The organism is Mycobacterium sp. E2733 (genome assembly GCF_001667585.1).
GTDB lineage: Bacteria > Actinomycetota > Actinomycetes > Mycobacteriales > Mycobacteriaceae > Mycobacterium.
In genome coordinates this window covers 19,313-45,363 of the sequence record NZ_LZJZ01000137.1, presented here as the reverse complement: position 1 = coordinate 45,363, position 26,051 = coordinate 19,313, and the positions used below count along the sequence as shown (strand labels likewise).

General features: G+C 67.7%; 27 protein-coding genes and 1 pseudogene. 16 read left to right on the top strand and 12 right to left on the bottom strand.

All coding sequences use genetic code 11. The features are described from left to right. Window positions 1-95: 95 nt before the first annotated feature. Entirely contained in the window at window positions 96-2,207 is a 2,112-nt protein-coding gene (locus A5678_RS25485; RefSeq protein WP_068048810.1) for an NAD-dependent epimerase/dehydratase family protein, read from the top strand. Here the strand turns inward: A5678_RS25485 and A5678_RS25480 are convergent. The 7 genes and pseudogenes from A5678_RS25480 to lon all read right to left on the bottom strand — a co-directional run bounded on the left by A5678_RS25480 (window position 2,196) and on the right by lon (window position 8,659). Then, window positions 2,196-3,428, bottom strand: a complete 1,233-nt coding sequence (locus A5678_RS25480; RefSeq protein ID WP_068048808.1) for an NAD(P)/FAD-dependent oxidoreductase — start codon at window positions 3,426-3,428, stop codon at window positions 2,196-2,198. The genes A5678_RS25485 and A5678_RS25480 overlap by 12 nt on opposite strands. Before the next feature lie 49 nt (window positions 3,429-3,477). After that, entirely contained in the window at window positions 3,478-4,203 is a 726-nt protein-coding gene (locus A5678_RS25475; RefSeq protein ID WP_068048805.1) for a DUF72 domain-containing protein, read from the bottom strand. Then, the gene (locus tag A5678_RS25470; protein WP_068048802.1) at window positions 4,200-4,835 is read right to left on the bottom strand and encodes an endonuclease; all 636 of its coding nucleotides are present in this window, start codon (window positions 4,833-4,835) and stop codon (window positions 4,200-4,202) included. Before A5678_RS25470 ends, A5678_RS25475 begins: the two co-directional genes overlap by 4 nt. Window positions 4,836-4,877: 42 nt before the next feature. Then, window positions 4,878-5,210, bottom strand: a pseudogene (locus A5678_RS25465) (TfoX/Sxy family protein). A gap of 10 nt (window positions 5,211-5,220) precedes the next feature. Further along, window positions 5,221-5,610, bottom strand: coding sequence for a nitroreductase family deazaflavin-dependent oxidoreductase (locus A5678_RS25460; RefSeq protein WP_156747085.1), 390 nt, complete (start codon window positions 5,608-5,610; stop codon window positions 5,221-5,223). A 79-nt stretch (window positions 5,611-5,689) separates the two neighbouring features. Further along, on the bottom strand, window positions 5,690-6,178 hold the full coding sequence (locus A5678_RS28140; protein WP_231983769.1) for a hypothetical protein: 489 nt from the start codon (window positions 6,176-6,178) through the stop codon (window positions 5,690-5,692). 159 nt (window positions 6,179-6,337) lie between these two features. Continuing rightward, entirely contained in the window at window positions 6,338-8,659 is a 2,322-nt protein-coding gene (lon, locus tag A5678_RS25450; RefSeq protein WP_068048796.1) for an endopeptidase La, read from the bottom strand. Window positions 8,660-8,791: 132 nt separating this feature from the next. Here lon and A5678_RS25445 point away from each other — a divergent pair, with 132 nt between their 5' ends. Continuing rightward, window positions 8,792-9,922: a phytanoyl-CoA dioxygenase family protein gene (locus A5678_RS25445; protein ID WP_156747084.1), complete on the top strand. Its 1,131-nt coding sequence runs from the start codon at window positions 8,792-8,794 to the stop codon at window positions 9,920-9,922. 5 nt (window positions 9,923-9,927) lie between these two features. Here A5678_RS25445 and A5678_RS25440 read toward each other — a convergent pair whose 3' ends face one another. After that, the gene (locus A5678_RS25440; RefSeq protein ID WP_068048789.1) at window positions 9,928-11,172 is read right to left on the bottom strand and encodes an alpha-hydroxy acid oxidase; all 1,245 of its coding nucleotides are present in this window, start codon (window positions 11,170-11,172) and stop codon (window positions 9,928-9,930) included. 18 nt (window positions 11,173-11,190) lie between these two features. Here A5678_RS25440 and A5678_RS25435 point away from each other — a divergent pair, with 18 nt between their 5' ends. Further along, window positions 11,191-11,622: a DUF1810 domain-containing protein gene (locus tag A5678_RS25435; RefSeq protein ID WP_068048786.1), complete on the top strand. Its 432-nt coding sequence runs from the start codon at window positions 11,191-11,193 to the stop codon at window positions 11,620-11,622. Here A5678_RS25435 and A5678_RS25430 read toward each other — a convergent pair. The 3 genes from A5678_RS25430 to A5678_RS25420 are packed head-to-tail and all read right to left on the bottom strand — an operon-like array spanning window position 11,608 to window position 14,075. After that, window positions 11,608-12,918: an alpha-amylase family protein gene (locus tag A5678_RS25430; RefSeq protein WP_068048784.1), complete on the bottom strand. Its 1,311-nt coding sequence runs from the start codon at window positions 12,916-12,918 to the stop codon at window positions 11,608-11,610. The two genes, A5678_RS25435 and A5678_RS25430, sit on opposite strands and share 15 nt — an antisense overlap. A 4-nt stretch (window positions 12,919-12,922) precedes the next feature. Next, window positions 12,923-13,459 carry an alkyl hydroperoxide reductase gene (locus A5678_RS25425; RefSeq protein WP_068048781.1) on the bottom strand — a complete coding sequence of 179 codons (537 nt, stop codon included), beginning with the start codon at window positions 13,457-13,459 and terminating at the stop codon, window positions 12,923-12,925. Window positions 13,460-13,487: 28 nt separating this feature from the next. Then, window positions 13,488-14,075 carry a peroxiredoxin gene (locus A5678_RS25420; RefSeq protein ID WP_068048778.1) on the bottom strand — a complete coding sequence of 196 codons (588 nt, stop codon included), beginning with the start codon at window positions 14,073-14,075 and terminating at the stop codon, window positions 13,488-13,490. Window positions 14,076-14,177: 102 nt separating this feature from the next. Here A5678_RS25420 and A5678_RS25415 point away from each other — a divergent pair, with 102 nt between their 5' ends. From A5678_RS25415 to A5678_RS25400, 4 genes are read left to right on the top strand one after another with little or no spacing between them, the layout of a single operon-like run. After that, window positions 14,178-15,113 carry a hydrogen peroxide-inducible genes activator gene (locus A5678_RS25415; RefSeq protein WP_068048775.1) on the top strand — a complete coding sequence of 312 codons (936 nt, stop codon included), beginning with the start codon at window positions 14,178-14,180 and terminating at the stop codon, window positions 15,111-15,113. 27 nt (window positions 15,114-15,140) lie between these two features. Further along, the gene (locus tag A5678_RS25410; protein ID WP_068048772.1) at window positions 15,141-15,851 is read left to right on the top strand and encodes an EthD domain-containing protein; all 711 of its coding nucleotides are present in this window, start codon (window positions 15,141-15,143) and stop codon (window positions 15,849-15,851) included. Further along, window positions 15,848-16,291, top strand: a complete 444-nt coding sequence (locus A5678_RS25405; RefSeq protein ID WP_068048769.1) for a PPOX class F420-dependent oxidoreductase — start codon at window positions 15,848-15,850, stop codon at window positions 16,289-16,291. Before A5678_RS25410 ends, A5678_RS25405 begins: the two co-directional genes overlap by 4 nt. A gap of 18 nt (window positions 16,292-16,309) precedes the next feature. Continuing rightward, window positions 16,310-17,062 (top strand): enoyl-CoA hydratase/isomerase family protein, encoded by a 753-nt coding sequence (locus tag A5678_RS25400; protein ID WP_068048766.1) that lies wholly within the window; start codon window positions 16,310-16,312, stop codon window positions 17,060-17,062. 7 nt (window positions 17,063-17,069) lie between these two features. Here the strand turns inward: A5678_RS25400 and A5678_RS25395 are convergent, their stop codons facing one another. After that, a complete protein-coding gene (locus tag A5678_RS25395; RefSeq protein WP_068048763.1) occupies window positions 17,070-17,255 on the bottom strand; it encodes a bacterioferritin-associated ferredoxin in 186 nt (61 codons plus the stop codon). Between the two features lie 352 nt (window positions 17,256-17,607). Between A5678_RS25395 and bfr the strand changes: the two genes are divergently transcribed. The 9 genes from bfr to A5678_RS28375 all read left to right on the top strand — a co-directional run bounded on the left by bfr (window position 17,608) and on the right by A5678_RS28375 (window position 25,944). Continuing rightward, on the top strand, window positions 17,608-18,087 hold the full coding sequence (gene bfr, locus A5678_RS25390) for a bacterioferritin (protein ID WP_007170080.1): 480 nt from the start codon (window positions 17,608-17,610) through the stop codon (window positions 18,085-18,087). Between the two features lie 84 nt (window positions 18,088-18,171). Beyond that, on the top strand, window positions 18,172-20,244 hold the full coding sequence (locus A5678_RS25385; RefSeq protein WP_068048761.1) for an MDR family MFS transporter: 2,073 nt from the start codon (window positions 18,172-18,174) through the stop codon (window positions 20,242-20,244). Between the two features lie 29 nt (window positions 20,245-20,273). Further along, entirely contained in the window at window positions 20,274-20,768 is a 495-nt protein-coding gene (locus A5678_RS25380) for a carboxymuconolactone decarboxylase family protein (RefSeq protein WP_068048759.1), read from the top strand. Window positions 20,769-20,901: 133 nt separating this feature from the next. Next, on the top strand, window positions 20,902-21,783 hold the full coding sequence (locus tag A5678_RS25375; RefSeq protein WP_068048756.1) for a TIGR03854 family LLM class F420-dependent oxidoreductase: 882 nt from the start codon (window positions 20,902-20,904) through the stop codon (window positions 21,781-21,783). A 41-nt stretch (window positions 21,784-21,824) separates the two neighbouring features. Next, window positions 21,825-23,177, top strand: coding sequence for a glutamine synthetase family protein (locus A5678_RS25370; RefSeq protein WP_068048753.1), 1,353 nt, complete (start codon window positions 21,825-21,827; stop codon window positions 23,175-23,177). Between the two features lie 11 nt (window positions 23,178-23,188). Next, window positions 23,189-24,292 carry an amidohydrolase family protein gene (locus A5678_RS25365; RefSeq protein WP_068048846.1) on the top strand — a complete coding sequence of 368 codons (1,104 nt, stop codon included), beginning with the start codon at window positions 23,189-23,191 and terminating at the stop codon, window positions 24,290-24,292. A 31-nt stretch (window positions 24,293-24,323) separates the two neighbouring features. Further along, window positions 24,324-25,157 (top strand): lysophospholipid acyltransferase family protein, encoded by an 834-nt coding sequence (locus A5678_RS25360; protein WP_068048750.1) that lies wholly within the window; start codon window positions 24,324-24,326, stop codon window positions 25,155-25,157. Continuing rightward, window positions 25,157-25,591: an SRPBCC family protein gene (locus A5678_RS25355; RefSeq protein ID WP_068048747.1), complete on the top strand. Its 435-nt coding sequence runs from the start codon at window positions 25,157-25,159 to the stop codon at window positions 25,589-25,591. Before A5678_RS25360 ends, A5678_RS25355 begins: the two co-directional genes overlap by 1 nt. 104 nt (window positions 25,592-25,695) lie before the next feature. Further along, complete coding sequence (locus A5678_RS28375; protein WP_068048745.1) at window positions 25,696-25,944, top strand: DUF3761 domain-containing protein; 249 nt, start codon at window positions 25,696-25,698, stop codon at window positions 25,942-25,944. Window positions 25,945-26,051: the final 107 nt, after the last annotated feature.

Here is a 26,051-nt window from a genome sequence, read left to right as displayed (position 1 = left end):
TCCCGCCAGCTCATGGTGCCGTTTGCTCCGTAACGGTCGCTAGGTCATGCCGTCTTGCCTATTGTTTAGTTTGAGGTCGGGGAGGTGAGACCCAGGTGCAGATCCTGGTTACCGACGCCACCGGCGCGCTCGGGCGGCTGGTCGCACGGCAGTTGATCGCTGCCGGGCACACGGTCACCGGCATTGCTGGCAGTCCGCACCCCTGCCTGGACCGCAACGTCGACCTTGTTTGCGCATCGCTGCGCAACCCGGTCCTGCGGGAGCTCACCGAGGAAGCCGACGCGGTGATCCACCTGGCCCCGATCGACCCCACCGCGCCCTCCAGCGCCGATATCGAGGGCCTCGCGCACGTGACCGATGTGGCCGCCCGCGCCGGCTCGCGGCTGCTGTTCGTGTCCCAGGCCGCGGGACGGCCGGAACTGTACAGGCCGGCCGAGGAACTGGTGTCCACCAGTTGGGGGCCCAGCCTGGTCGTCCGAATCGCCCCACCGGTCGGCCGCCAGCTCGACTGGATGGTGTGCCGCACCGTGGCCACGCTGCTGCGCACCAAGGTTTCGGCGCAGCCGATGCGGGTGCTGCACGTCGACGATCTGGTGCGCTTCCTGGTTTCGGCGCTGAACAGTGACCGCTCCGGTGTGGTGGACCTCGCCTCCCCGGACACGGTCAACGTGATCACTGCGTGGCGAATGCTGCGATCCGCCGACCCGCGGTCCCGGTCGAATCGGGTGCGCAGCTGGCCGCGACTCATCCCGGATATGGATATCGCGGCGGTGCAAGAGGATTGGCCGTTCGAGTTCGGCTGGCAGGCGCTCGAAGCGGTGGCCGACACCGCCCGCGGCCTCGTCGGCCGCCAGATCACCGCCGCGGGTGCCACCGGCCACGGACGCCAGCTGGCGCTCCCGGTCGAGGTCGCCCCGCGTCCCTATCCATCGGCCGAGGAGCACAGCGCGGCGCCCGAGGGCGTCGAGGGCGAATTCGACGACCGGGTCGATCCGCGCTTCCCGATTTTCAGTGCGGGCAACCTCGGCGAGGCGCTGCCCGGGCCGCTCACCCCGATCACGTTGGATGTCCAGCTGAGCGGGTTGCGCACGGCAAACCGGGTGCTCAGTCACGTGCTGGCCCTGGGCGGCGTGGTAGGCGAGGAGTGGGGGAACAGGGCCATCGCCGTGTTCGGTCATCGGGCCTACGTCGGGGTGTCGGTCAACATGGTCGCCGCCGCCCAGCTGCCCGGCTGGGACCAGGATGCCGTCGCCCGCAACGCCCTCGTCGGCCGGCCGCACGTCGGCGACCCCCTGCCGTTCGGTGAGCCCGCGCTGGCGGGCGGTGCCCTCGGCTACATCGCCAAAGCCGTCGTCGCGGGGCGATCACTGGCCATGTTGCGCCATCTCAAGTCCGACACGCGGGCGTATAGCGCGGCAGCTGAAACGGAACAACTCGACGCCCCACAGCTGAGGTCGCTGCCCGACGCCGCCCTGGAAGTGCGGATTCGCTTGCTACGGGATCGGATTCACCAAGGCTGGATCCTCACCGCGTTGTGGCTGATCGACTCGGGCGTCACCGCTGCCGCGCTGGAGCGCAGCAAGGCGGCGCGTAGCGTACCCGGGGTCGACATGATCATGGACAGCACCATCGTCGCGACCAAAACCGCCGAGCTGGCTGCGGTGCTGCGGGCCGACCCGCCGCTGTGTGCACTCGCCCAGGAAGGCAACCTCGCCAGCATCCGCGCGTTGTCTCCGACCACCGCCGCCGCGGTGGATACGGCCGTCGCCCGGGTGGCGCACCGTGGGCCCGGGGAAGCCGAGCTGGCCAGCCAGACTTACGCCGACGATCCGGCGATGCTGCTGCGCGCGGCCGGGGAAGTCGCCGTGGCCGCCGCCGCTGCGACCGAGGCGCCGCCGCCCACGCTGGCCCAGCGGCTGGCCACCAGCGCTCGCGACTCGCGCGAGCTGGCCCACGACACCACCCTGCGGTTCACTCATCAACTCCGGATAACGTTGCGAGAGTTAGGATCCCGCCGAGTCGCGGCGGACCTGATCGACGTCGTCGAGGACGTGTACTACCTGACGTGTGACGAGCTGGTCACCATGCCGGGCGACGCCCGGCTGCGGATCAAACGCCGTCGCGCCGAACGGGAAAGGCTCCTGGTGCAGCGCCCGCCCCAGGTGATCGACGGGACGTGGGTCCCCGTCGATGTATCAGCCGAATAGCTCGCCGAGCGGGAACTCGGCATCGGCAAGCCTGTCAAGGTCGACGGCTGTCCTTGATCTGATCAGCGCTTTGACGTCGTCGAGCACGTCCCAGACGTTGACGTTCATCCCGGCCAGCACCCGGTTGTCGCCGTCGAGCCAAAACGCGACGAACTCACGTCCGGCAACGTCGCCCCGGAAAACCACGCGCTCGGAGTGGGGCGCGTGCCCGACGTACTCCATTCCGAGGTCGTACTGGTCGGTGAAGAAATAGGGGAGCTCGGCGTATTCGCCTGGCTTACCCAGCATCCCGGCCGCCGCCACCGCGGGCTGCTTGAGCGCGTTGGCCCAGTGCTCCGTGCGGATCCGGTCGCCGAACAGGGGGTGTTCCGCGGCGGCGATGTCGCCGACCGCGTAGATGTCCGGATCGCTGGTGCGCAATGACGCATCGACCAGCACGCCGCCCGAGCCCATCGCGAGCCCGGCCTGTTCGGCGAGTTCGACGTTCGGCCTGGCGCCGACGGCCACCAGCACCGCATCAGCGGCCACCGTCGACCCATCGCGCATCTTCAGTCCGGTGGCTCTGCCGCCGGCCGTCGTGATCTCCTCGACCTGCGCCTCGAGCCGCAAGTCCACCCCGTGATCGCGATGCAATCCGGCGAATACTTCGCCCACCGTTTCGCCGAGCGCGGCCACCAGCGGTTGTTTGGCAGTCTCGACGACGGTCACGTCGACGCCACGCTGGCGGGCGGCGGCGGCCACCTCCAGGCCGATCCAGCCGGCTCCCACCACCGCCAGCGAAGAGTTTTCCGTGAGAACGGTATTCAAGGCCACGGCATCGTCGTAGGTGCGCAGAGAGTGGACAGCGTCGGCGTCGGCCCCGGCTATCGACAGGCGCCGGGAAGCCGATCCCGTCGCCAGCAGCAGTTTCTCGTACCGCATCGTGGTGCCGTCAGGCAGCGCGACGGCATGTTCGGCGGGGTCGAGGGCCGACACCCGCGCACCGAGTCTCAGGTCGACATTGTGATCGCGGTACCAGTCGGAGTTCTGCACGGTGAAATCGGCCAGCGCCTTCTTTCCAGCCAGATACTCCTTGGACAGCGGGGGTCTCTCGTAGGGTAGGTGTTCCTCTTCGGCGAATAGGGTGAGTTGCCCGTCAAACCCGCTGTCGCGCAATGCTTCTACCGCTTTCGCGCCGGCAAGCCCGCCGCCGATGATGACAAATGTGATAGAGCTGGCCATGATTGTCACTCCGTTCTGCGGTCGACATCACCAGCCTACCCGGGCCGGCTTACCGCAAAAGTTCGCGCAAATACAGCGCGTTGCGCACCGCGTGGCCGCCCAGGTCGTTGTTGAAATACATCCACACGTCCCGGCCATCGCCCCGCCAAGCGGCGATCCGGTCCGCCCACCGGCGCAGCTCGTCGTTCGAGTAGCAGCCGGCATAGATCGCGTCCTGATCCGGGCCGTGCATCCGGATGTACACCAGATCGGTTGTCGCCCGGGGCACGCACGCCAACCCGGCGCCGCTCATCACCACGTAGGCGGCGCGACGGTGTGCCAGCAAGTCGTAGACGGCTTCGTCGTTCCAGGACGGGTGGCGCAGCTCGACGGCCACCCGAATCGACGCCGGTACACTGCCCAGGAAAGCGTCCAGGCGCTCGTCGTCGCGCTGCAGCTCGGGATGCAGTTGAACCAGCAGCACCCCGGCGCGATCACCCAGCAGCTCCCAACAGCGCTCGAAGCGCTCGATCCACGGCCCGGCGGACGCCAGGCGCCGGTAATGGGTAAGTCCTCGATGCGCCTTCACCGACATCCTGAAGCCCTCCGGCAGCTGTTCGCGCCATCCTGAGAACGTCGAATCCTTCGGCCAGCGGTAGAAACTCGCGTTCAACTCGACCGTGTCGAACACCTCGATGTAGCGGGCCAGTCGACGCGCGGTGGGCAGGCCAGGCGGGTACAGCACGTCGGCCCAATGGTTGTAGGACCATCCAGAGGTACCGATCCGCACGGTCAACCGCTCACCTGCCGGCGCAGGTTGTCGTCCAGTGACGTCCTGATGAGCGCGGCGGCCAGCCGAGCATTACCTTGCGGTGCAAGGGCTCCCAGCTTGCCCGGCTGTGTGGGCAGACCCAACTGCTTGGCCGCGGCGGTGGCGCGGTCGTCGAAATACGGCCGCACCCAGGCCCAGACGTCCTGCACCTCGCGCAGGTAGATGTCCGCGCCGGTGTCGCCAATTCCCTTGAATCCCCTCAGCAAACGCTTCGCCACGGCGACGTCGTGCTGACTGCGGTCGGCGAGTTCGCGCAGATCACCGGAATACTCGTCGCGCACGCGTTCGGCCATCTCGGTGAGCCGGGTGGCCGAGCTTTCGTCGTAGCGCACGTAATGGGCGCGGCCGAAAGCGTCGATCATGGTCTGCCGATCGGCGGCCAGCACCGCGTTCGGTGTGCGCAGGCCCGCCTTGAACAGTTCGCGCCCGGCACTCATGGCGATAGCGGCATCGATCGGCTTGCTGGCCAGCATGCAGATGGCCAGCAGCTGAAACAGCGGCATCGGCTTGTCGGCGAGCTTGATTCGCGCCTCGGCGGCGTAGGTGGTGCCGGCGACGTCTAGCAGCCGTCGCACCAATTGCTCGCCTTCGGGCATACCGATCACTTACCCGCGCCGAGTCCCAGCAAACCGCATCGCTCACTTGGCCGGCAGGCTGCGCGCACAGCCGACGCCGCGCGCGACCCAGCTCTGCAGCTGCCGTTTGGTGCGCAGTCCCGCGGCGTCCACCCGTACTCACCCACGGACGTCGTGGCCCCCCATCACCATGGGGCTGACGTGAGCGCGGCGCAGCACCGTGTCGAGCTCACCCGCCGGCACCCGGACCAGTAGACCGCCCTGGCTGCTGACGGCCACGGACATGTTCCCGTTGACCAGGAAAGCCAGACCGCCGAACATGCGTTTCTCCTCCACGCCGCGCTCGGCGGCAACAAGTTCGCGGATCTCGTCGGCCAGGTTCTCGTCGTAGGCCATGCGGGGCGTGTCAGTCCAGATCGACCCGAATGGTCAACAAGTCGCTGCCCATCAGCCGCACCACCGCGCTGTTGAGCCGCGGGAGGTCGCCGAGCCGCCGCAACGGATCGTCGTCGGGCAGCAGGTGCGCGGTGCCGCTGCGCCATCGACCGCCGATGCGCACCCGCACGGCGGGATTGGCCTTGATGTTATGGACGTAGTCGGAGTGTTCGCCGTGCTCGGAGACCATCCAGAACTCGTTGCCGACCAGACGTCCGCCCACGGCGGTGCGCCGCGGCTTGCCGCTCTTGCGGCCGGTGGTTTCCAGGATGATCCCCGGCATCTGCCGGCCGACCGGATTGACGAGCAACCGTTGCACGCGGTGGACCACTTGGCGTTTGAGATTCACGGGTCTATTCAACGCCGGGCATGCCGCCGATGTCACTGTGCAACGAAGACAGCCGCCCCCTTTCGGGGACGGCTGTTCCGTCGTGCCGTTCTTAGGTCGCGGGCCCAGTACCAACCCCGGTCCCGGCGTTGACATCGCCGTTTGCTCCAGTGCCGTACGCAACGAACTGACCGTTAGCCGTGAAGACACCCCAGGCGTTTGCGGCCGGGTTGTAGACGAGCGGGTAGTCGCCCGGCTGACCCGGCGGCGTCCACCGGGCCGGCAGCCCGTAGTAGCCAGGGTCGTTGTAGTGGCCCGGCGGCGGTGTCAGACCGCCCTGCCCCGGCGGAAGTGGAGTGCCTGGACGGCTGCAGTTGACCCCGGGACCACCGTTACAGATCGGCTCTCCCGGCGGCGGCAGCTGGCCCGGTCCCCGCACATCCGGCCCATTGGGTCCCGGCACGTTCGGGCCAGGCACGTTCGGCCCCGGGTTGTTGGGGCCGTTCTGATCGGCCTGCGCGATGCCGGCGCCGATTCCGAACGCCGCGGACGTGATGGTGCCGGCCATGACCGCGCCGGCTGCGATTCTGTTCAACTTCATGGTGAACCCCCTTGTCGAGCAGTTTGGCTGCCTACGCAGCTGAACCAATGGACTTGGTGATTCGCTCACCCCATCGCCCTTACGGGCAGTCGAACCTCCAAGCACTCAATACCCGGCCGTTGGGCGCGGAAAACCTCCACGCCCCATTAGCTGGCGACCTCAGGCCGCGGCGGTGACCGTCTGCGCCGCCGGTTCAAGCGCCTGCGTGACGATGTCGGCGACGTCGGTCATCGGCCGCACGTCCAGCGCGTCGAGGACCTCCGAGGGCACGTCGTCCAGGTCCGGCTCGTTGCGGGCCGGGATGAACACCGTTGACAGGCCGGCCCGTTGGGCCGCCAGCAGCTTCTGCTTCACGCCGCCGATCGGCAACACCCGACCGTTCAGCGTGACCTCGCCGGTCATGCCGACGTCGGAGCGCACCTGACGTCCGGTCGCCATGGACACCAGCGCGGTGACCATCGTCACACCGGCCGACGGGCCGTCCTTCGGAACGGCGCCCGCGGGCACGTGCACGTGGATGCGCCGGTCCAGCGCCTCGGGGTCGACCCCCAGGGCGTCAGCGTGGGAGCGCACGTAGGACAGCGCGATCTGCGCCGATTCCTTCATGACGTCACCCAACTGACCGGTCAGCTGCAAACCCGCCTCGCCGTCGGTGGCGCCGGCTTCGATGTAAAGCACGTCACCGCCCAGGCCGGTGACGGCCAGGCCGGTGGCCACGCCGGGCACCGCCGTGCGTTCGGCCGATTCCGGCGTGAACCGCGGACGGCCCAGGTAGTCGACCAGGTCCGGCTCGTCGATGGTGATCGGCTCGGGGGCCTCCGCCAGCTTGGTGGTCACCTTGCGCAGCGCTTTGGCCAGCAGCCGCTCGAACTGCCGCACACCAGGTTCCCGGGTGTAGTCGGCCGCGATCTTGCGCAGAGCGGCGTCGGTCAGCGTGACCTCGTCGTCGGTCAGCGCCGCCCGGTCCCGCTGCCTGGGCAGCAGGTAGTCTCGCGCGATCGCAACCTTGTCGTCTTCCGTGTAGCCGTCGATTTGCACGAGTTCCATCCGGTCCAGCAGGGCCGACGGGATGTTCTCGATCACGTTCGCGGTGGCCAGAAACACGACGTCGGACAGGTCCAGGTCCAGGTCCAGGTAGTGGTCACGGAACGTGTGGTTCTGCGCCGGGTCGAGCACCTCCAGCAGCGCCGCGCTCGGGTCGCCCCGATAGTCGGAACCGACCTTGTCGATCTCGTCCAGCAGCACAACGGGGTTCATCGAGCCCGCCTCGCCGATGGCGCGCACGATCCGGCCCGGCAGCGCGCCCACGTAGGTGCGCCGGTGCCCGCGGATCTCGGCCTCGTCGCGCACACCGCCCAGGGCGACGCGCACAAACTTGCGGCCCAGCGCCCGGGCGACGCTCTCACCCAGCGACGTCTTGCCCACGCCGGGGGGACCGGCAAGCACCATCACGGCGCCGGAGCCGCGGCCTCCGACGACCTGCAGCCCCCGCTGGGCGCGGCGGGCCCGCACGGCCAGGTACTCGACGATGCGGTCCTTGACGTCGTCCAGCCCGTGGTGATCGGCGTCCAGCACCTCGCGCGCGGCCTTCAGGTCGGTCGAGTCGTCGGTCCGGGCGTTCCAGGGCAGGTCAAGCACGGTGTCCAGCCAGGTGCGGATCCAGCCGCTTTCCGGGCTTTGGTCGCTGGACCGCTCCAGCTTGCCGACCTCGCGCAGCGCGGCTTCACGGACCTTCTCGGGCAGGTCGGCCGCCTCGACGCGGGCGCGGTAGTCGTCGGAACCGTCGGGCTCGCCCTCACCCAATTCCTTGCGGATGGCGGCCAGCTGTTGGCGCAGCAGGAACTCCTTCTGCGTCTTCTCCATGCCCTCGCGCACGTCCTCGGCGATCTTGTCGTTGACCTCGACCTCGGCGAGGTGGTCGCTGGTCCAGTCGATCAACAAACGGAGGCGACGGCCCACGTCAACGGTCTCGACCAGTTGCCGCTTCTGCTCGCTGGACAGGTAGGACGCGTACCCGGAGGTGTCCGCCAGCGCCGACGGGTCGGTCAGCCGGTTCACGTAGTCGACGATCTCCCAGGCCTCGCGCCGCTGCAGCATGGCCAGCAGCAGCTTTTTGTACTCGGCCGTCAGCGCCTTGATCTCGTCGGTCGTCTCGGCCTCGGGGACCTCGGTCACCTCGACCCACAGCGCCGCACCGGGCCCGGTCGCTCCCGCCCCGATCTGCGCCCTGCGCTCACCGCGCACAACGGCCGCCGCGCCCCCGCCGGCGATGCGTCCGACCTGCAAAATCTTGGTGATCACGCCGTGCGACGGGTACCGATCGTCCAGCCGGGGCGCGATCAGCAGCTGCCCGGATTCACTCGCCTGGGCGGCGTCGATTGCCGTCCGCGCGGCTTCGTCGAGCGCGATCGGAACGACCATCCCGGGCAACACGATGGTGTCGGTGACAAACAGCACCGGCACCGATTTGGCTTCAGCCATCAATCCTCCAAAACTGAGTCTGATGCGCTCAACCCAGCGGGGCGCCGGTTTGTTCCCCCGCCGAGGCTCCGCTGCGGGTCAGTGGAGGCGAATGTGGTGGCTATCACGTTGGCGGTCTTGGATAATCGGTCCGTGCCGCTGACGCACCCCGCCCCGACCGCCCGTGACGCGGATGTCCTCGAATCCGCGGCCAAAGATCTCGCCTCGTCCGGTGCCATCACATTCCTCGTCGACGACGACGCCGTCACTTATGCAATCGAGGGCTCGACGATCCGCGTCGGCGAGGGGGAGCGCACCGGGGACACCGTCGTGCGGCTGTCCCGACGGGCGTGGGACGACATGGTCGGCCAAATCCGCACGGCCATCAACCTCTTGCTCAGCGACGAGTTGTCTTTCGAGCGCGGCGGGTTCGACCAACTGGCCGACTGGGACCTGGTCCTGCGGTACCTGCACGCGGGCGTCCCGCCCTACGATCCGGCTCGAGCCGACCTGGCCGGACGCGACCCGCTCGCCACGTTCGCGCTCGACGCCGACGACGCCGAGTTGTCCGCACAGCTTCAGACAATGGGCTACCTGCACGTCCGGGGGGTCTTCGACGCGGACGAGATGCGGGCCGCCAACCGCGAGGTCGACCGCCTCGCGGCCCAGGCCCGACCCGGGGATGACCGTTCGTGGTGGGCCACCGCCGAGGACGGGGGCAGCGTGCTGTGCCGGTTGGTCTACGCGACGCTGCGCTCGCCGGTCCTCGCCGCCTTGGAAAACGATTCCAGGGTGCGCCGGCTGGGCACCCTCATCGATCCCGCGCTGCGCCCGGCACCCGACCGGATGGAGGGCAGCGCGGTGCTGCTCAAAGTGCCCGGGAACACCAGCGGGCTATCCAACATCCCCTGGCATCAGGACTGCGGCATGGGTGGACACGCGCTCATGTGCCCGGCGGTCAGCATCGGCATTCAACTGACCGGCTCGGACGCCTCGACCGGCAACCTTCAGGTCGTGCCGGGCAGCCACGGTCAGGCCATTCATTACCGCTGGGAACAGCGGCTGCAACAGGTACCGGTGGTAACCATCGACACCGCCCCCGGCGACGTGACCGTCCACGTCCAGGACCTGATGCACGCCTCACCCCGGCCGGCCGGGGCCGGCGGGCGCCGCACGATGTACGTCACCCACTATCCGCCGCAGCTGTTCGAGCACGTCGGGCCCGGCGAGGCCTTCAACGACCTGGTGCGCAACCGCACGGAACGGGTGGCCCGCCTGCAGTAGCGCCGTCATGCGGGCGGTTCGATAGGCACGAGCCGCCGAAGTTGCGTGACGTGCCTGGGCGAAAGCTCCTCGAGGCAGGTGACACCCAGCAATCGCATGGTGCGGATCACGCCCTCGGCCAGGATTTCGATCGCGCGGGCGACACCGGGTTCGCCGCCGGCCATCAGCCCATACAGGTAAGCCCGTCCGACGAGCGTGCACCGCGCGCCCAGCGCGATCGCCGCCACGATGTCGGCACCCGACATGATGCCGGTGTCCAGCAGGATCTCGGTGTGCTTGCCGACCTCACGCGAGACCGAGGGCAACAGGTGGAAGGGCACCGGCGCCCGATCCAGTTGGCGGCCACCGTGATTCGACAACACGATGCCGTCGACGCCGCGGTCGACGACGGCGCGGGCGTCGTCGAGCGTCTGGATCCCCTTGACGACCAACTTGCCCGGCCACCGGGCCTTGATCCACTCCAGGTCATCGAACGTGAGGCTCGGGTCGAACATGGTGCTCAGGTATTCGGCGACGGTCCCCGGCCAGCGGTCCAGCGACGCGAACGCCAGCGGCTCGGTGGTCAACAGGTCGAACCACCACTTCGGATGCGGCACGGCGTCCAGGACGGTGCGCAGTGTCAGCGTCGGCGGGATCGTCATCCCGTTGCGGTTGTCGCGCAGCCGGGCGCCGGAGACCGGGACGTCGACAGTGGCGAGCAGGGTGTCGAATCCCGCGTCGGCCGCGCGCTGGACCAAAGCCATCGAGCGTTCGCGGTCGCGCCACATGTACAGCTGAAACCACTTCCTGCCCTGGGGAACAGCGGTCACCAGGTCCTCGATCGCGGTGGTGCCCAACGTCGACAGCGAGAACGGAATGCCGGCCTTGGCGGCTGCCGCCGCACCGGCCATCTCGCCCTCAGTGTGCATCAACCGGGTGAAGCCGGTGGGCGCGATGGCGAACGGCAGGACGACCGGCTGGCCCAGCACATTCCAGCCGGCGGTGACGTTGCTGACGTCACGCAGGATCGTCGGGTGAAACTCGATGTCGCGGAATGCTTCTCGGGCGCGCCCAATCGAAAGCTCATCCTCGGCGGCGCCGTCGGTGTAGTCGAACGCCGCCCTTGGCGTGCGTCGTTTGGCGATGTGTCGCAGATCGTGAATGGTGTGCGCGGTGTCGAGGCGGCGCTTGGTCGCGTCGAACCGCGGTCGCTTGAACTGAATCAGCGGCGCGAGGTCGCGCACCTTGGGCACTCGTCGTCTGACCGCCATGTGTGCAACCGTAGTCGCATGGCGAATGACCCCTTCGACCTCGAGCGCTTCGTCGACGCGCAGGCCCCGGTGTACCGCAACGTGGTCGAAGAGCTGCGCTCCGGACGTAAACGCAGTCACTGGATGTGGTTTGTCTTCCCACAGATACGTGGCCTGGGCGGCAGCCCGACCGCGGTGCACTATGGCATCTCCTCGCTCGGGGAGGCCCGCGCCTACCTGCGCCATGAGCTGCTCGGCCCGCGGTTGCATGAATGCGCCCGGCTGGTCAACGAGGTCCATGGCCGATCGGCCGCGGACATCTTCGGCTCGCCCGACGACCTCAAGCTGCGCTCGTCGATGACGCTGTTCGCCCGCGCCACCGACGACAACGAGGATTTCCTCGCGGTCCTGGACAAGTACTACGACGGCCGGCAGGACCAGCTGACCGTGGAACGCCTAGACCGAGCTTAAGATCCGCCAGCCGTGCGGTTCCACCACCAGCGTGTCCACCGCCTCTTGTGGCGGGGCCGACGATCCGCCGATGACCTGCCGGTGGGAAGTGCCCAGCTCCGGCAGCGCCACACGCATCGGCTCGTCGCCGATGTTGAGCGCGACCAGCAGCGCGTTGTCCCCGCTGCGGCTCTCGTACACGTAGTGGCGGTTTTCCAGCAGCAGCGCGGTGGTCGACGCCTTGTGCAGCCACGCGTGACGCCGGCGCAACCCGATCAGGAACTGATGCAACGCCCACATCTGGCTGCCGAACTCATCCGATTCCATTGGGGGAGAGTCAAATTCGGGCCGCACCGCGTCGTCACCGCCGTAGCGCCCCTCCTTCACGCCGCGGAATCCCAGCTCGTCGCCCGCGTACACGCTGGGCACGCCGCCGACGGTCAGCAGGATCACCAGCGCGTGCGCCACGTGCTCGGGGCGGTCGAGCCGGCTGGCGATGCGGGTGACGTCGTGGTTACCGATGAAGGTGAGCGGGACGAAGCTTTCCAGAAACTCGCCATGCCGCTGCAGCGCCCAGTCCAGCTCGAAGAAGTTGCCGTCGTTTAGGCTGCTCCAGATCGCCTTCCACAGCTCATACTGGGTGGCCGAGTCGAACGTGGCGGACTGCACGACGGCGGCGTAGTCGCCGTGGATGAGCTCGCCGACGAACCAGGCGTCGGGGAAGCGCTCGCGCACCCGGGCCAGTGTTGATGCCCAAAACCTCTCCGGCACAGTGTAAGCCGCATCGAGTCGCCAGCCGTCGGCGCCGCGGTCCAGCCAATGCGCCATCACGTCGGCGGTGTAGTCGACCACTTCGGGGTGGTCGTGGTTGAGCGTGATCAGCTCCGAGTGGCCCTCGAACCTGTGAAAGCGTCCCGGGCGCCCGCGAAACCAGCGCGCCGCCGCCTCGTCGTTCGGCGCCTCCTGGTAGCGGGGGAAGTCCAAGCCGACGTGATTGAACACCCCGTCGAGCAGGATGCGCAGGCCGCGGCGACGGGCCTCGACGACGAGGTGGTCGAAATCGGCGTCGTCACCGAGCCGGGGGTCGATGCGGTAGTGGTCGGTGGTGTCGTAACCGTGGGTGCGCGAGGCGAAGATCGGGCCGAGCGCAACACCGGATGCGCCCAGCGCGATGGCGTGGTCAAACCAGTCGACGAGCCGCCGCAACCGGTGTTCTCCCGGCTGCGGCGGCTCGGACGACGCGGGAAAGGCGCCGACGAACCCCAGCGGATAGACCTGCCACCAGATCGCGTGTTCTACCCAGGCTGGTGCCGTCACTGCGTCAGCCGACGGTGGCCAGCGTCTGGGAGGCGACAATCGCTTGTGCCACGCCGGAAATGATGGCCGCGGCCTTCAGCGCCTCCTGGATGGTCTCCCGGGTGACCCCCGCCTCGCGCAGCGTGTGTTCGTGGGAGGCCACGCAGTCCGGGCATCCGTTGATCGTTGACACCGCGAACGACCACAGCTCGAAGTTCGCCTTGTCCACGCCGGGATTGGCGATGATGTTCATCCGCAATCCCGCGCGCAGGTCGTCGTACTTGCCGTCCAGGAAGCCGCGGCCACGGTAGAACACGTTGTTCATGCCCATGATGGATGCGGCTCCCAGCGCCGCGTTGTATGCCTCGGCGGACAGGATGTCGGCCGCCTCGGCACCGATCTCGCTGATTACCTGACTGTTTCGTGTCGCCGCCGCGCTGGCCAGCAGGGTGCCCCACAGCTGCTCCTCGTTGAGCTCGGTCGTGCGCGTGATCGAGCCGAGGTTGAGCTTGAGGTCCTTGGCGTACTCGGGCAGCGCCTCCTTGAGATTTTCTACGCTCATCTCGCCTCCCTGATCAGACCCTACGTGACTAAGCCGAGGCCTTGAGCAGCTCGGCGGCGTTGAGCGTCGGGTCGCCCTTGCGCCAGTTGCATGCGCACAGCTCGTCGGACTGCAGCGCGTCCAGGACCCGTAGCACTTCCTCGACGTTGCGTCCCACGGATCCGGCGGTGACCGAAACGAATTGGATCTCGTTGTTGGGGTCCACCAGGAAGGTCGCCCGGTCGGCCACCCCGTCGGCGTTGAGAACGCCGGTGGCCAGGCTCAGCTCCCGCTTGATGTCCGAGAGCATGGGGAAGGGCAGATTCTTCAGGTCTTCGTGCTGCGCGCGCCAGTTGAAGTGCACGAATTCGCTGTCGATCGAGACGCCCAGGACCTGCGCGTCGCGGTCGGAGAACTCGTCGTTGAGCTTGCCGAACGCCGCAATCTCGGTCGGGCACACGAACGTGAAGTCCTTGGGCCAGAAGAACACAACGCGCCACTTGCCTTCGTGGTCCTCGTTGGTGACGGTGGTGAAGTAGTCCTCGGGCTGCTTCGCGTCGACCTTGGACAGATCGCCCGCGATCAGCGCAGTGAGTTCGTAGGCGGGGAACTGGTCGCCGATGGTCAGCAGAGGCATATCGCTCCTTAATTGGATTTACTCAAGATTAGTTGTCATTGCCCATGTTGCCCGCCCGCTCGGCCTGAAGTAAAGGTGATATTTCCCACTACACTTATCGGCATGCCCGATAGAATTTATCAGCCGACCATCGCTGGCTTACGCGCGTTCGCCGCAGTCGCCGAGAAACGTCAGTTCAGCAGCGCCGCAACCACTCTCGGAGTCAGCCAGTCGACCTTGTCGCAGGCGATCGCGGCGCTGGAGACCGGGCTCGGCACCCAGCTCGTCGAGCGCTCGACGCGGCGTGTCCTCTTGACGGCAGAGGGCACGGAGCTGCTGCCGCGCGCCCAGGCCGTCATCGAGGCGGTGGACGCGTTCACCGCCGCCGCCGCGGGGTCGTCCGATCCGCTGCGGGGCGGGATGCGGCTGGGACTGATCCCGACGGTCGCGCCGTACGTGTTGCCGACCGTGCTGGCCGGCCTCGCCGAGCAGTTCCCCGGAATGACGTTGCGGGTGACGGAAGATCAGACCGAACGGCTGATGACGGTGTTGCGCGAGGGTGCGCTCGACGCGGCGCTCATCGCCCTGCCCGCCGATGCCGGTGGAGTCACCGCAATCCCGATCTACGACGAGGATTTCGTCCTCGCGCTGCCGCCCGGACATCCGCTGTCGGGAAAGCGGCGGGTTCCGGCGACGGCACTGGCCGACCTGCCTCTGCTGCTACTGGACGAGGGGCACTGCCTGCGCGATCAGGCGCTCGACGTGTGCCACAAGGCTGGCGTGCGAGCGGAGCTGGCCACCACCCGGGCGGCGTCACTGGCCACCGCGGTGCAGTGCGTGACCGGCGGCCTGGGCGTGACGCTGATTCCGCAGAGCGCCGTGCCGGTCGAGGCGACGAGAAGCCGCCTGGGCCTGGCGCAGTTCGCCGCGCCCCGCCCCGGACGGCGCATCGGGTTGGTGTACCGCTCGTCCAGCGGTCGCGACGAGTCCTACCGGCAATTGGCGGACATGATCGGCAGATTGATCAGCGACGAACATCCCGTCCGGCTGGTCAAATAGCGCAGCCGGCGCAGGTAGGTTCTGCCTATGGAAAAGGTCATCGCCGTCCTCATGCGCGCCGATTCGAACGAGGAATGGTGCGCCCGCCAGCGGGGGCCGGTCGCCGGCGCCCTGCTGGAATTGGGCCTGCCGGGGTTGTCGGTCAACGTGCGCGACGACGCCGTGCGCCATTCACTGATGACGCTCACGACCCTCGACCCGCCGGTCGCAGCGGTGGTGAGCATGTGGACCCAGCAGTGCTACGGCAAGCAGATGTCCGCAGCGTTGACCATGCTCGAAGCCGAATGCGAAAAGCTCGCCGCGTATCTGGTGACCGAGTCGGTCCCGCTCCGGGCACCGGCAACCGAATCCGGTTCTCGCACAGCGGGGTTGGCCAACATTGCGCTGCTGCGCCGGCCCGCCGGCCTGGACCAAGCGAGCTGGCTGACCCGGTGGCAACGCGACCACACCTCGGTGGCCATCGAGACGCAGTCGACGTTCGGCTACACCCAGAACTGGGTGGTCCGCACCCTCACCCCGGACGCACCGGGAATCGCGGGCATCGTCGAAGAGTTGTTCCCCGAGGAGGCGATCACCGATCTCAAAGCGTTCTTCGGTGCCGCCGACGACAACGACCTGCAGGACCGATTGGGCCGAATGGTCGCCAGTACCACGGCGTTCGGCGCCAACGAGAATATCGACACCGTCCCCACCAGCCGCTACGTCTTCAAGACACCGTTCATCGAGGAATTCACATGACAACTTTGCGCGACGCCGTGGCGTTGGCCGCCGCGGAAAATGGCCTCGCGGTGGTGTCCACCGTTCGGGCCGACGGAACGGTGCAGGCGTCGCTGGTCAACGTCGGGTTGTTGCCGCATCCGGAAAGCGGCCACGAGGTGCTGGGCTTCACCACCTACGGCAAGGTCAAACTGGCCAACCTTCGGGCGCGACCGCAGCTGGCGGTCACCTTCCGCAACGGATGGCAGTGGGCGACCGTCGAGGGCCGCGCCGAGCTGGCCGGCCCGGACGACACGCGACCCTGGCTGACCGCGGACGACCAGCTGCGACTGTTGCTCCGCGAGGTTTTCACCGCCGCGGGCGGCACCCACGACGACTGGGACGAGTACGACCGCGTCATGGCCCGGGAGCGGCGCGCCGTCGTGCTGATCGCGCCCACCCGCGTCTACAGCAACGGCTGACGTCGTTAGGCTGCAGCCGTGACGCTGCAGATCGATGACGAAAAGCGGGTGCGCACCCTCATCCTCAACCGGCCCGAGGCACTGAACGCATTCAACGAAGCCCTGTACGACGCGACCGCCGAAGCGCTGTTGGCAGCTGCCGACGATCCCGAGGTCGCCGTGGTGCTGTTGACCGGTGCGGGCCGCGGCTTCAGCGCCGGTACCGACCTCGCCGAGATGCAGGCCCGCATCACCGATCCGGATTTCACCCCGGGCACGCACGGTTTCGTCGGACTGATCGATGCCCTCAGCGCGTTCCCCAAGCCGCTCATCTGTGCGGTCAACGGTGTGGGCGTCGGCATCGGCGCCACGATGCTGGGCTACGCCGATCTGGCCTTCATGTCGTCGACGGCCCGCCTTAAGTGCCCGTTTACCAGTTTGGGGGTGGCGCCGGAGGCGGCCTCGTCGTATCTCCTGCCGCAGCTGGTGGGCCGGCAGAACGCCGCCTGGCTGTTGATGTCCTCGGAATGGATCGACGCCGAGGAGGCGTTGCGGATGGGCCTGGTCTGGCGGGTCTGCGATCCCGAGGATCTATTGCCCGAAGCCCGTCGGCATGCGGAAATCCTTGCCAGCCGCCCTATTTCGAGCTTGATGGCGGTCAAGCACACGATGATGGAACCGGTGCGGCCGGAAATCGCGGCGGCCACCGCTCGGGAAAACGCCCACTTCGCCGAACTGATGGGCGCTCAGGCCAACGCCGCGGCCCTGGCGGACTTCAACAAAGCCCGCTGAGCGGGGGCTAATGCGACGAAGCGGTCTCGAGATTCGCCGACGCGGCGATGATCGCCCGCAGTGTCCTCTTGCAACGCCCGCAGTCACCACCGGCGCCACACGCGGCCGCGACCTCTTTGGAGGTGGAGGCACCGCGCGCGACCACTTCGGACACCGTGTGGTTGGTGACGCCGACACACAGGCACACGTACATCAGCGCATCCCCTGCATGCGGGCGACATTCCCTTCGTCGACTGCGTGGTCAAGCGACCGCACTTCGTCCTCCCTCTCGGCATCCCGTGGGGGATTTGAAGAAGTAGCACCGAACCGAAACCGTTATTAGTTGAGTCTAACCTAAGTTCGTTAGCGCAGTCTAACCTTACCCGCTAGCAACGTGCCCGACGCGGTCCGCGCGCGCCACACACTGAGCACAGCCATACCTTGCTGGAAGAATGCCACCCGTCGTGGCAAAGTGCGGGTACGGCCCGGCACGGTGCGTTCAGCCCACGCACCCGGCCCGGAGCCACGAAATGACCGCCGTTTCACGTCACCGTAGGGGAGTGATCATGCAAGGGGATCCGGATGTTTTGCGCCTGCTCAACGAGCAGTTGACTGGCGAGCTCACCGCGATCAACCAATATTTCCTGCATTCCAAGATGCAGGACAACTGGGGTTTCACCGAGGTCGCCAAGCACACCCGGGAGGAGTCCTTCGACGAGATGCGGCACGCCGAGGCGATTACCGATCGCATTCTGCTGCTCGACGGGCTGCCCAACTACCAGCGCCTGTTCTCGCTTCGCATCGGCCAGACGCTGCGCGAGCAGTTCGAGGCCGACCTCGCCATCGAGTACGAGGTGATGGACCGGCTCAAGCCCGGCATCATCATGTGCCGCGAGAAGCAGGACACCACGAGCGCCAATCTGCTGGAAGAGATCGTGGCCGACGAGGAAAAGCACATCGACTACCTCGAAACGCAGCTCGAGCTGATGGACAAGCTCGGCGTGGAACTCTACTCGGCGCAGTGCGTCTCGAGGCCGCCGAGCTAAGCCTCGGACGCCTTTTCGCGGGTTTTGGTTGCCACGGGTTGACCGTGGGCACTCACTACCATCGAAAGCCGTGGGAAGGCGGGCATGACGAGGGCGACACCAGCGGCGGCTCCGGCCGGTCGCGCTCCGGACGCAGCGCCCAGCGGCGCGCTTGTCGACCCGCAGCGACGCAATTTCATCTTCGTGGCGGTCCTGCTCGGCATGCTGATGGCCGCGCTGGATCAGACGATCGTGGCGACCGCGTTGCCAACCATCGTCGCCAATCTTGGTGGCGCAGGCCATCAATCGTGGGTGGTCACCAGCTACCTGCTCGCCTCGACCATCATCACCGCCCTCGTCGGCAAGTTCGGTGACCTGTTCGGCCGCAAGCGGGTGTTCCAGGCGGCCGTCGTGTTCTTCGTCGCCGGATCGGTGCTTTGTGGGCTGTCGAGCTCGATGGGCATGCTGGTCGCGTCACGCGCGCTGCAGGGCATCGGCGGCGGCGGGCTAATGGTGACCGCCATGGCGTTGATCGGCGAGGTGATCCCGCTGCGAGACCGCGGCCGCTACCAGGGCGCGATGGGTGCGGTATTCGGCGTCACCACCGTGATCGGTCCCTTGCTCGGCGGCTACTTCACCGACCACTTCACCTGGCGCTGGGCGTTCTGGATCAACGTGCCGATCTCGGTCGTGGTCTTCTTCGTGGCGGCCGCCGCCATCCCGGCGCTGTCCGACCGCACCAAACCGGTCATCGACTACACCGGCATCCTGTTCGTCGGCCTGGGCGCGGCCGGGCTGACACTGGCCACCAGCTGGGGCGGTACCACCTACCCGTGGGGATCGCCCATGATCATCGGCCTGTTCGTCGGCTCGGTGATCGCGTTGTGCGTCTTCGCCTGGGTGGAAAGCCGCGCCGCCGCGCCGATCCTGCCGACCCGGCTGTTCGGCAGTCCGGTGTTCACGGTGTGCTGCGTCCTGTCCTTCGTGGTCGGTTTCGCAATGCTGGGCGCCCTGACGTTCCTGCCCACCTACATGCAGTTCGTCGACGGCGTGTCGGCCACCACGTCGGGCCTGCGCACGTTGCCGATGGTGATCGGGATGCTGACCACCTCGATGGGCAGTGGTGTCATCGTCGGCCGCACCGGCAGATACAAGTTCTTTCCCGTCGCCGGCACCGCCGTCATGGCGGTGGCCTTCTTTCTGATGTCGCGGATGGACCCGTCGACATCGGCTTTGGTTCAATCGCTGTTTCTTGTCATCCTCGGCGCCGGGATCGGGATGTGCATGCAGACCCTCGTCCTGATCGTGCAAAATACCGTGGACTTCGACGACCTCGGCGTCGCGACCTCCGGCGTCACCTTCTTCCGCACCATCGGCAGCTCGTTCGGCGCCGCCATCTTCGGTTCACTGTTCACCAACTTTCTGCACAGCCGGATCGGCCCGGCGATGGTGGCCAGCCGCGCGCCGGCCGCGGCCGCCGCGTCGCCGGAGGCGTTGCACCGATTACCCCGCCAGGCGGCCGCTCCCATCGTCGCCGCCTACTCCGAGTCGCTCACCCACGTGTTCGGATGGGCGGTTCCGGTCGCGCTGGTCGGGTTCGTCCTGGCGTTGTTCCTGCGGGAGGTCCCACTGCGGGAAACGCACGACAGCACAATCGATCTCGGCGACGCGTTCGGTATGCCGAACACCGAGACACCGGATCAGATGCTGGAGGCCGCGGTCGAGCGCATGCTGCGCGGTGTGCCCGGCATGCGATTGCGCAGCATCGCCATGCGACCCGATTGCCGACTCGACGTGGCCGGATTGTGGGGCGTCCTACGCATCAACCGCTACGGGCAGATCTATGGCACGGCCCGGCTCACCGACATCGCCGACTACCTACGGATACCGTTCGAGGTCTTGGAGCCCACGTTCTCGCGCCTGATCGCGACCGGATATGCCCGAGGCGACGGCAACCAGATGTGGCTGACACCCGCGGGGGCCCAGCAGGTGGACTACGTGCACTCGCTGCTGGTGGGCTGGCTGGTCGACAAGCTCGCCCGTTCACCGGGATTCGACGGACGACCGGATCGTCGCGTGGTCGAAGCGGCGCTGAATCGAGTCGCGGGCCGCGTTCTCGCGCAACGGGACTGGAACGACGACCGTCCCACCACGAAGATCCCGGTGCCCACACCCTGAGACGGGCACCCCGGGCGTACCATCACGCCATGAGCCGAATCGGAACATTTGCTGACGACGACCTGGCCGGCTGGTTTGCGAAGTCCCCCGACATCGGCGGCGCGCTCGGCGGCTTCAGCAACGCGGTCTACACCAAGAACCGGTTGCCGCTGCGCACCCGCGAACTGGCCCGCGCCGTGATCGCCCACCGCAACGAGTGCGTCGTCTGCGTCAACACCCGCGACGAGGACGGACCCGCCGCCGGCGTCGACGAAGAGTTGTACGACCACGCTCAGGAGTGGCGCACCTGGCCGGGCTACAGCGAACAGGAGCGGCTGGCAGCCGAGTTCGCGGACCGATTCGCCAGCGATCACACCGCCCTGCGCGACGACGAGGACTTCTGGAGCCGTTGCTCCGAACACTTCTCCGACGAGCTGCTGGCCGACCTGGCCCTGTCGTGCGCGCTGTGGGTCGGCATGGGTCGGGTGTTGCGAACCCTCGACATCGGCCAAGCCTGCAAACTGACTATTCCCAGCCGCGCATAGCCGACGACGGCGCCCCGTTCGGGCGGCCCTAACGCGCGGCGACACATAAACGTCTGCGACGACACGCCGGAAAACGTCTCAGCGGTTTGTGTTTCGCGGGCACAAAAGGCCGCGCCGCCGCGTTGCGCTACCCGTGAAGATTCGCTTCGGTGTCGGACTGGGTGCGGACACCGCGCCAGATCGGTTGGCCCCCATCGTGGATCGGCTGGAGGCCAGCGGGGTCGACTCGCTGTGGTTTTCCGAGCTGGTCTACTCCCCGGCGGTCGATCCGGTGGTCGGCATGGCCTACGCCCTCGCCAGGACGACGCGGTTGAAGGTCGGCACCTCGGTCGCCGTCCTCCCTGGGCGGCATCCGGTGCTGGTCGCCAAGCAGCTGGCGTCGTTGGCGGCCGTCGCGCCCAAGCGGGTCCTTCCCGTCTTCGGTCTGCGGTCGGCGATTCCCGCCGAACGCGAGGTGTTCGTGGTTCCCGACGGCGAGCGGGCCGCCGTGTTCGACGAGTCGCTGCGTGTGCTGCGCTCGACGCTGGCCGAGGACTCGGCCAGCTACACCGGCCGGTACTTCACCGTCACTGGAGCTTCTGTCCTGCCGAGGCCGACCCCGCCGCTGGATATCTGGTTGGCCGGCTCGGCGCCGGGGGCCTTTCGGCGCATCGGCGCACTGGGCGACGGCTGGCTGGGCAGTTTCGTGACCCCCGAAGAGGCGCGCGCGGGCAGGGAGGCCATCGAACGCGCCGCAGCGCAGGCGGGCCGGCAGATCGACCCCGACCACTTCGGGATCTCTTTGGCCGTAGCAGAAGGCGACCTGCCTCCGGAGCTGGCCGCGGCGGCACGGAAGCGCCGCCCCGACGTCGACCCCACCGAGCTCATCGCCGGTGGATGGGATCGCTTGCACCGACAACTCGACGCGTACATCGACGCGGGGTTGACGAAGTTCGTCATCCGGCCGGCGGGCGGCGCTCCGATCGACGGCTTCCTCGATAGGTTCGTGGCCGAGCTGATCGGCCGCCAGAACTGAATTCGTCAGCCAAGGCATCACGAGGCTGCACAATGACAGCCATGACCGGCACACCGCTTGCCGCCGCGGGGATCGCCCAACTGGAGGCCGAGGGCGTCGACACCGTCATCGGCACCGTCGTGAATCCCGCCGGGCTCACCCTGGCCAAGACGGTCCCGATCCGGCGGACCAACGTGTTCGCGGATCCCGGTCTCGGCGCCAGCCCCTCGTGGCACGCCTTCGCGATCGACCAGAGCGGCATCGCCTTCACGCCGGAGGTTGGCGTGATCGGGGACCAACGCCTGCGCATCGACGTGTCGGCCCTGCGCATCGTCGGTGACGGGCTGGCGTGGGCGCCCGCGGCGTTTCACGAGCAGGACGGCACACCCGTTCCCGCCTGCGCCCGCGGCACGCTGGGCCGGGTCGAAGCCGCGCTCGACGCAGCCGGGATCGAGGCGGCGATCGGGCACGAGGTGGAATTCCTCTTGGTCGCTCCCGACGGTGGCCGCCTCCCGTCGACGTTGTGGGCGCAGTACGGGCTCGCCGGTGTCCTGGAACATGAAGCCTTCGTCCGGGACGTCACCCGTTCGGCCGCCGCGGCGGGCGTCGCGATCGAGCAGTTTCACCCCGAGTACGGCGCCAACCAGTTCGAACTCTCCTTGGCGCCACAACCCCCGGTGGCCGCCGCCGACCAGCTGGTGCTGTTGCGGCTCATCATCGGGCGGGTGGCCCGCCGCCACGGGGTCCGCATCAGCTTGTCACCTGCACCCTTCGCGGGCGGCGTGGGATCCGGCGCTCACCAACATCTTTCGCTGGCCACGCCGGAAGGTCCGCTGTTCTCCGGCGGCGCCGGCGCCCAAGGCATGACGGCGGCGGGGGAGAGCGCAGTGGCGGGGCTGGTCGGCGGACTGCCCGCGGCGCAAGGCGTGTTGTGCGGATCGATCGTGTCCGGCTTGCGGATGCACCCCGGCAACTGGGCCGGCGCGTACGCGTGCTGGGGAACCGAGAACCGCGAGGCGGCGGTGCGGTTCATCACTAGCGGGCCCGGCAATCCGCGTGGCGGGAATGTCGAGGTCAAGATCGTCGACCCCTCCGCCAACCCGTACCTGGCGTCAGCGGCGATCCTGGGGCTGGCGCTGGACGGAATCAAGCGTCAAGCGGCGCTGCCACCGGAGATCGCGATCGACCCGGCGACCCTGTCCGATTCCGACCGCGAGCGCGACGGCGTCATCAGCCTGGCCAGGGGACAGACCGAAGTGATTGCGGCACTTGACCGTTCGGCGCTCCTGCGCGGCATTCTGGGCGATCCGGCGGTCGACATGGTAGTCGCCGTCCGCCGCCTCGAACACGAACGGTACGGCGACCTCGACACCGAGCAACTGGCCGACAAATTCCGCATGGCCTGGAGCCTGTGACGGGCCACGCGATGACGTCCGACGCCCTGGCCCAGCACATCGGAGAAGTGCGGCTGATCGATCAACACGTCCACGGCTGCTGGCTGACGGCGGGGGATCGGCAGCAGTTCGAGAACGCGCTCAACGAGGCCAACACCGAACCCATCGTCGGCTCGGGGTTCGACTCACAGCTCGGCTTCGCCGTGCGCGCACACTGCGCACCCGTCCTCGGTCTCCCCAAACACACTGATCTCCAGTTGTATTGGGAGCGCCGCAGCCGATTCAGCGAGGACGAGCTGGCCCGGATGTTCCTGCCGGCCGCGGGAGTGAGCGATTGGCTGGTAGACACCGGGATCGGCGCCGACACCGCCGACCCCGTCGCCATGGCCGCGCTGTCCGGCAGCCGCGCCCACGAGGTAATCCGCCTCGAGCAGATCGCCGAACAGGCCGCGCGGGCGCCGGGCGACTACGCGACGGCCTTCGAGGACATCCTGCGGCGGCGCGCCGCGACGGCGGTCGGCACCAAGTCGATCCTGGCCTACCGCGGCGGGTTCGACGGCGACCTGAGCGAGCCGTCGCCGTCGCAGGTCGCCGAGGCGGCGAGCCGGTGGCGCGACCGCGGCGGTACCCGGCTACAGGATCGGGTGCTGCTGCGTTTCGGGTTGCATCAGGCGCTGCGGCTGGGCAAGCCGCTGCAATTCCACGTCGGGCTCGGCGACCGCGACTGCGATCTGCACAAGACCAACCCGCTGCTGCTGCTCGACTTCCTGCGGAAGTCGGGGGACACCCCGATCGTCCTGTTGCACTGCTACCCCTACGAGCGCGAGGCGGGATATCTGGCGCAGGCCTTCAACAACGTCTATCTCGACGGCGGGTTGAGCGTGAACCAGCTGGGGGTGCGGTCGGTGGCGTTCATCGCCCGGCTGCTGGAGCTGGCGCCCTTCCGCAAGATCCTCTACTCCTCGGACGGGTTCGGCCCCGCGGAACTGCACTTCCTCGGTGCGACACTGTGGCGCACCGGTATTCATCGCGTGTTGCGGGAATTCGTGGTCAATGACGACTGGAACGAGAGCGACGCGATCCGGGTGGTCGACCTGATCGCTCGCGACAACGCCGCCGGTCTCTACCGCGTTTGACCCCCGGTGAAGCCGGGGTATACGGGCTGTTATGGCGACCGCGAAGGGCGTCTTGGAGTGGGCCCGCGACAAGGTCGTGTCGTGGGTGCCCAAAGCGGACCTCGACCAGCGCGACCCGGACTACATCCGCGACCAGCTCCCGGGCACCTGGCTGCTCGCGTCGTTCTATTTCCGGGCGGACGTGCGGGGCCTCGATCGCATTCCGGCTGAGGGGCCGGTCCTGCTGGTCGGCAACCACAGCGGCGGAAATGTGCCGCCCGACACCTTCGTGTTCACGCTCGCCTTCTGCTCCTATTTCGGCGTCGAGCGCCCCTTCTACCAGCTGGCCCACAACCTCGTGGTCTCCGCACCACCGCTGGGCTGGCTGCGTAAGTTCGGCACCGTCGCCGCCAACCCCGAAAACGCCCGTCTCGCATTGGATTCCGGCGCCGCGCTGCTGGTCTACCCGGGCGGCGACTACGAGGTGTTCCGGCCCTCGTGGGAACGCCACAAGGTCGACTTCGGCGGGCGCATGGGTTACGTGAAGCTGGCCCGCGAGGCCGGGGTGCCGATCGTCCCCGTCGCCAGCGTCGGCGGGCAGGAAAGCGCGTTGTTCCTCAACCGCGGGCAGTGGCTGGCCAAGCTGCTGATGGCCGACAAGTTGCTCCGCCTCAAAAGCATCCCGATATCACTGGCGCTGCCCTGGGGCCTCAACATCAGCGACCTGGCCGGCCACATTCCGTTGCCCACCAAGATCGTGATCGAGGTCCAGCACCCGATCGAGGTCGATGGAGACGATCAGGCGGTGCACGACAAGGTGATGGCCAGCCTGCAGGGCGGCGTCGACCGGCTGGCCACCGAGCGGCGATTCCCGGTGATCGGCTGATGCGCGTCGAACGCCGTTGCGTCATCAAGGCCGACCGTTCCGCGGTATGGAAGATCGTCAGCGACCCGGACTGCTACCCGTCGTTCATGACGAACCTGGAGCGCTGGGAGTCCTCGAACGACAAGCCGGCCGGCGTCGGCGCACGCTACACCGTCCACTGGAAGATCGGCTCCGTCCCTGTCGGCGGACTCATCGAGGTGGTCGAGTTCGACGACGACCGCGACTTGGCCTTCGTGGGCCTCACCGGCATCACCTTGCGCGGGCGGATACGGCTGCGTGAGACGCACGACGGCAGGACGAAGGTGACGTTCCGCCTGTCGTATCAGGCGCCGGGCGGGCTGATCGCGTACATCGCCGACCGGGTCGCCGTGCGCCAGGTGGGACGCACCCTGGCGGAGACGCTGAAACGCCTCCGGACGCTGGCCGAGTCGTAGCCATTTTTCCAATTCCGCATGTAATCAACCGCCGCGCGGCATACGCTCCGATCGACGAATCGGGCAACGTCACCAAACGCATCGCAGAGGAAAGGTTTGGGGGCATGTTGCTCCGAGCATCTCTCGTCGCCGCGGTCATCGCCGCCGCCGCCGGTGGTTTCGCCGCACCGGCCTACTCGTCGCCCGGGTGTTATACCGACAGTTCCGGTGACTGCGTTCCGTATCCGCAACAGGGCGGCTCGCAGCCACCGGGGGCCACCGCGAAATGCGCGGACGGCAGTTGGTCGTTCAGCGAACATCCGCATTCAGGCGGCACGTGCCACGGCCACGGCGGCGTCCAAACGTACTTATAACGGTTGGCGACGTCGGCGCTGCGCTGTGATGGTCGAAGTCCGAGGGGTGACCATAGCAAGCTACTCAAGCGCCGATGTCGCCAAATCTGTTGCAGCGCCGCAGATTA

What these genes read in the sequence shown, in the direction of transcription:
- A5678_RS25480 (WP_068048808.1), bottom strand. Translation starts at nt 3,428, where the DNA reads ATGGCCAGCTCTATCACATTTGTCATCATCGGCGGCGGGCTTGCCGGC.
- A5678_RS25470 (WP_068048802.1), bottom strand. Translation starts at nt 4,835, where the DNA reads ATGCCCGAAGGCGAGCAATTGGTGCGACGGCTGCTAGACGTCGCCGGC.
- A5678_RS28140 (WP_231983769.1), bottom strand. Translation starts at nt 6,178, where the DNA reads ATGAAGTTGAACAGAATCGCAGCCGGCGCGGTCATGGCCGGCACCATC.
- lon (WP_068048796.1), bottom strand. Translation starts at nt 8,659, where the DNA reads ATGGCTGAAGCCAAATCGGTGCCGGTGCTGTTTGTCACCGACACCATC.
- A5678_RS25440 (WP_068048789.1), bottom strand. Translation starts at nt 11,172, where the DNA reads ATGGCGGTCAGACGACGAGTGCCCAAGGTGCGCGACCTCGCGCCGCTG.
- A5678_RS25435 (WP_068048786.1), top strand. Translation starts at nt 11,191, where the DNA reads ATGGCGAATGACCCCTTCGACCTCGAGCGCTTCGTCGACGCGCAGGCC.
- A5678_RS25425 (WP_068048781.1), bottom strand. Translation starts at nt 13,459, where the DNA reads ATGAGCGTAGAAAATCTCAAGGAGGCGCTGCCCGAGTACGCCAAGGAC.
- A5678_RS25420 (WP_068048778.1), bottom strand. Translation starts at nt 14,075, where the DNA reads ATGCCTCTGCTGACCATCGGCGACCAGTTCCCCGCCTACGAACTCACT.
- A5678_RS25415 (WP_068048775.1), top strand. Translation starts at nt 14,178, where the DNA reads ATGCCCGATAGAATTTATCAGCCGACCATCGCTGGCTTACGCGCGTTC.
- A5678_RS25410 (WP_068048772.1), top strand. Translation starts at nt 15,141, where the DNA reads ATGGAAAAGGTCATCGCCGTCCTCATGCGCGCCGATTCGAACGAGGAA.
- A5678_RS25405 (WP_068048769.1), top strand. Translation starts at nt 15,848, where the DNA reads ATGACAACTTTGCGCGACGCCGTGGCGTTGGCCGCCGCGGAAAATGGC.
- A5678_RS25395 (WP_068048763.1), bottom strand. Translation starts at nt 17,255, where the DNA reads ATGTACGTGTGCCTGTGTGTCGGCGTCACCAACCACACGGTGTCCGAA.
- bfr (WP_007170080.1), top strand. Translation starts at nt 17,608, where the DNA reads ATGCAAGGGGATCCGGATGTTTTGCGCCTGCTCAACGAGCAGTTGACT.
- A5678_RS25385 (WP_068048761.1), top strand. Translation starts at nt 18,172, where the DNA reads ATGACGAGGGCGACACCAGCGGCGGCTCCGGCCGGTCGCGCTCCGGAC.
- A5678_RS25380 (WP_068048759.1), top strand. Translation starts at nt 20,274, where the DNA reads ATGAGCCGAATCGGAACATTTGCTGACGACGACCTGGCCGGCTGGTTT.
- A5678_RS25370 (WP_068048753.1), top strand. Translation starts at nt 21,825, where the DNA reads ATGACCGGCACACCGCTTGCCGCCGCGGGGATCGCCCAACTGGAGGCC.
- A5678_RS25365 (WP_068048846.1), top strand. Translation starts at nt 23,189, where the DNA reads ATGACGTCCGACGCCCTGGCCCAGCACATCGGAGAAGTGCGGCTGATC.
- A5678_RS25360 (WP_068048750.1), top strand. Translation starts at nt 24,324, where the DNA reads ATGGCGACCGCGAAGGGCGTCTTGGAGTGGGCCCGCGACAAGGTCGTG.
- A5678_RS25355 (WP_068048747.1), top strand. Translation starts at nt 25,157, where the DNA reads ATGCGCGTCGAACGCCGTTGCGTCATCAAGGCCGACCGTTCCGCGGTA.
- A5678_RS28375 (WP_068048745.1), top strand. Translation starts at nt 25,696, where the DNA reads ATGTTGCTCCGAGCATCTCTCGTCGCCGCGGTCATCGCCGCCGCCGCC.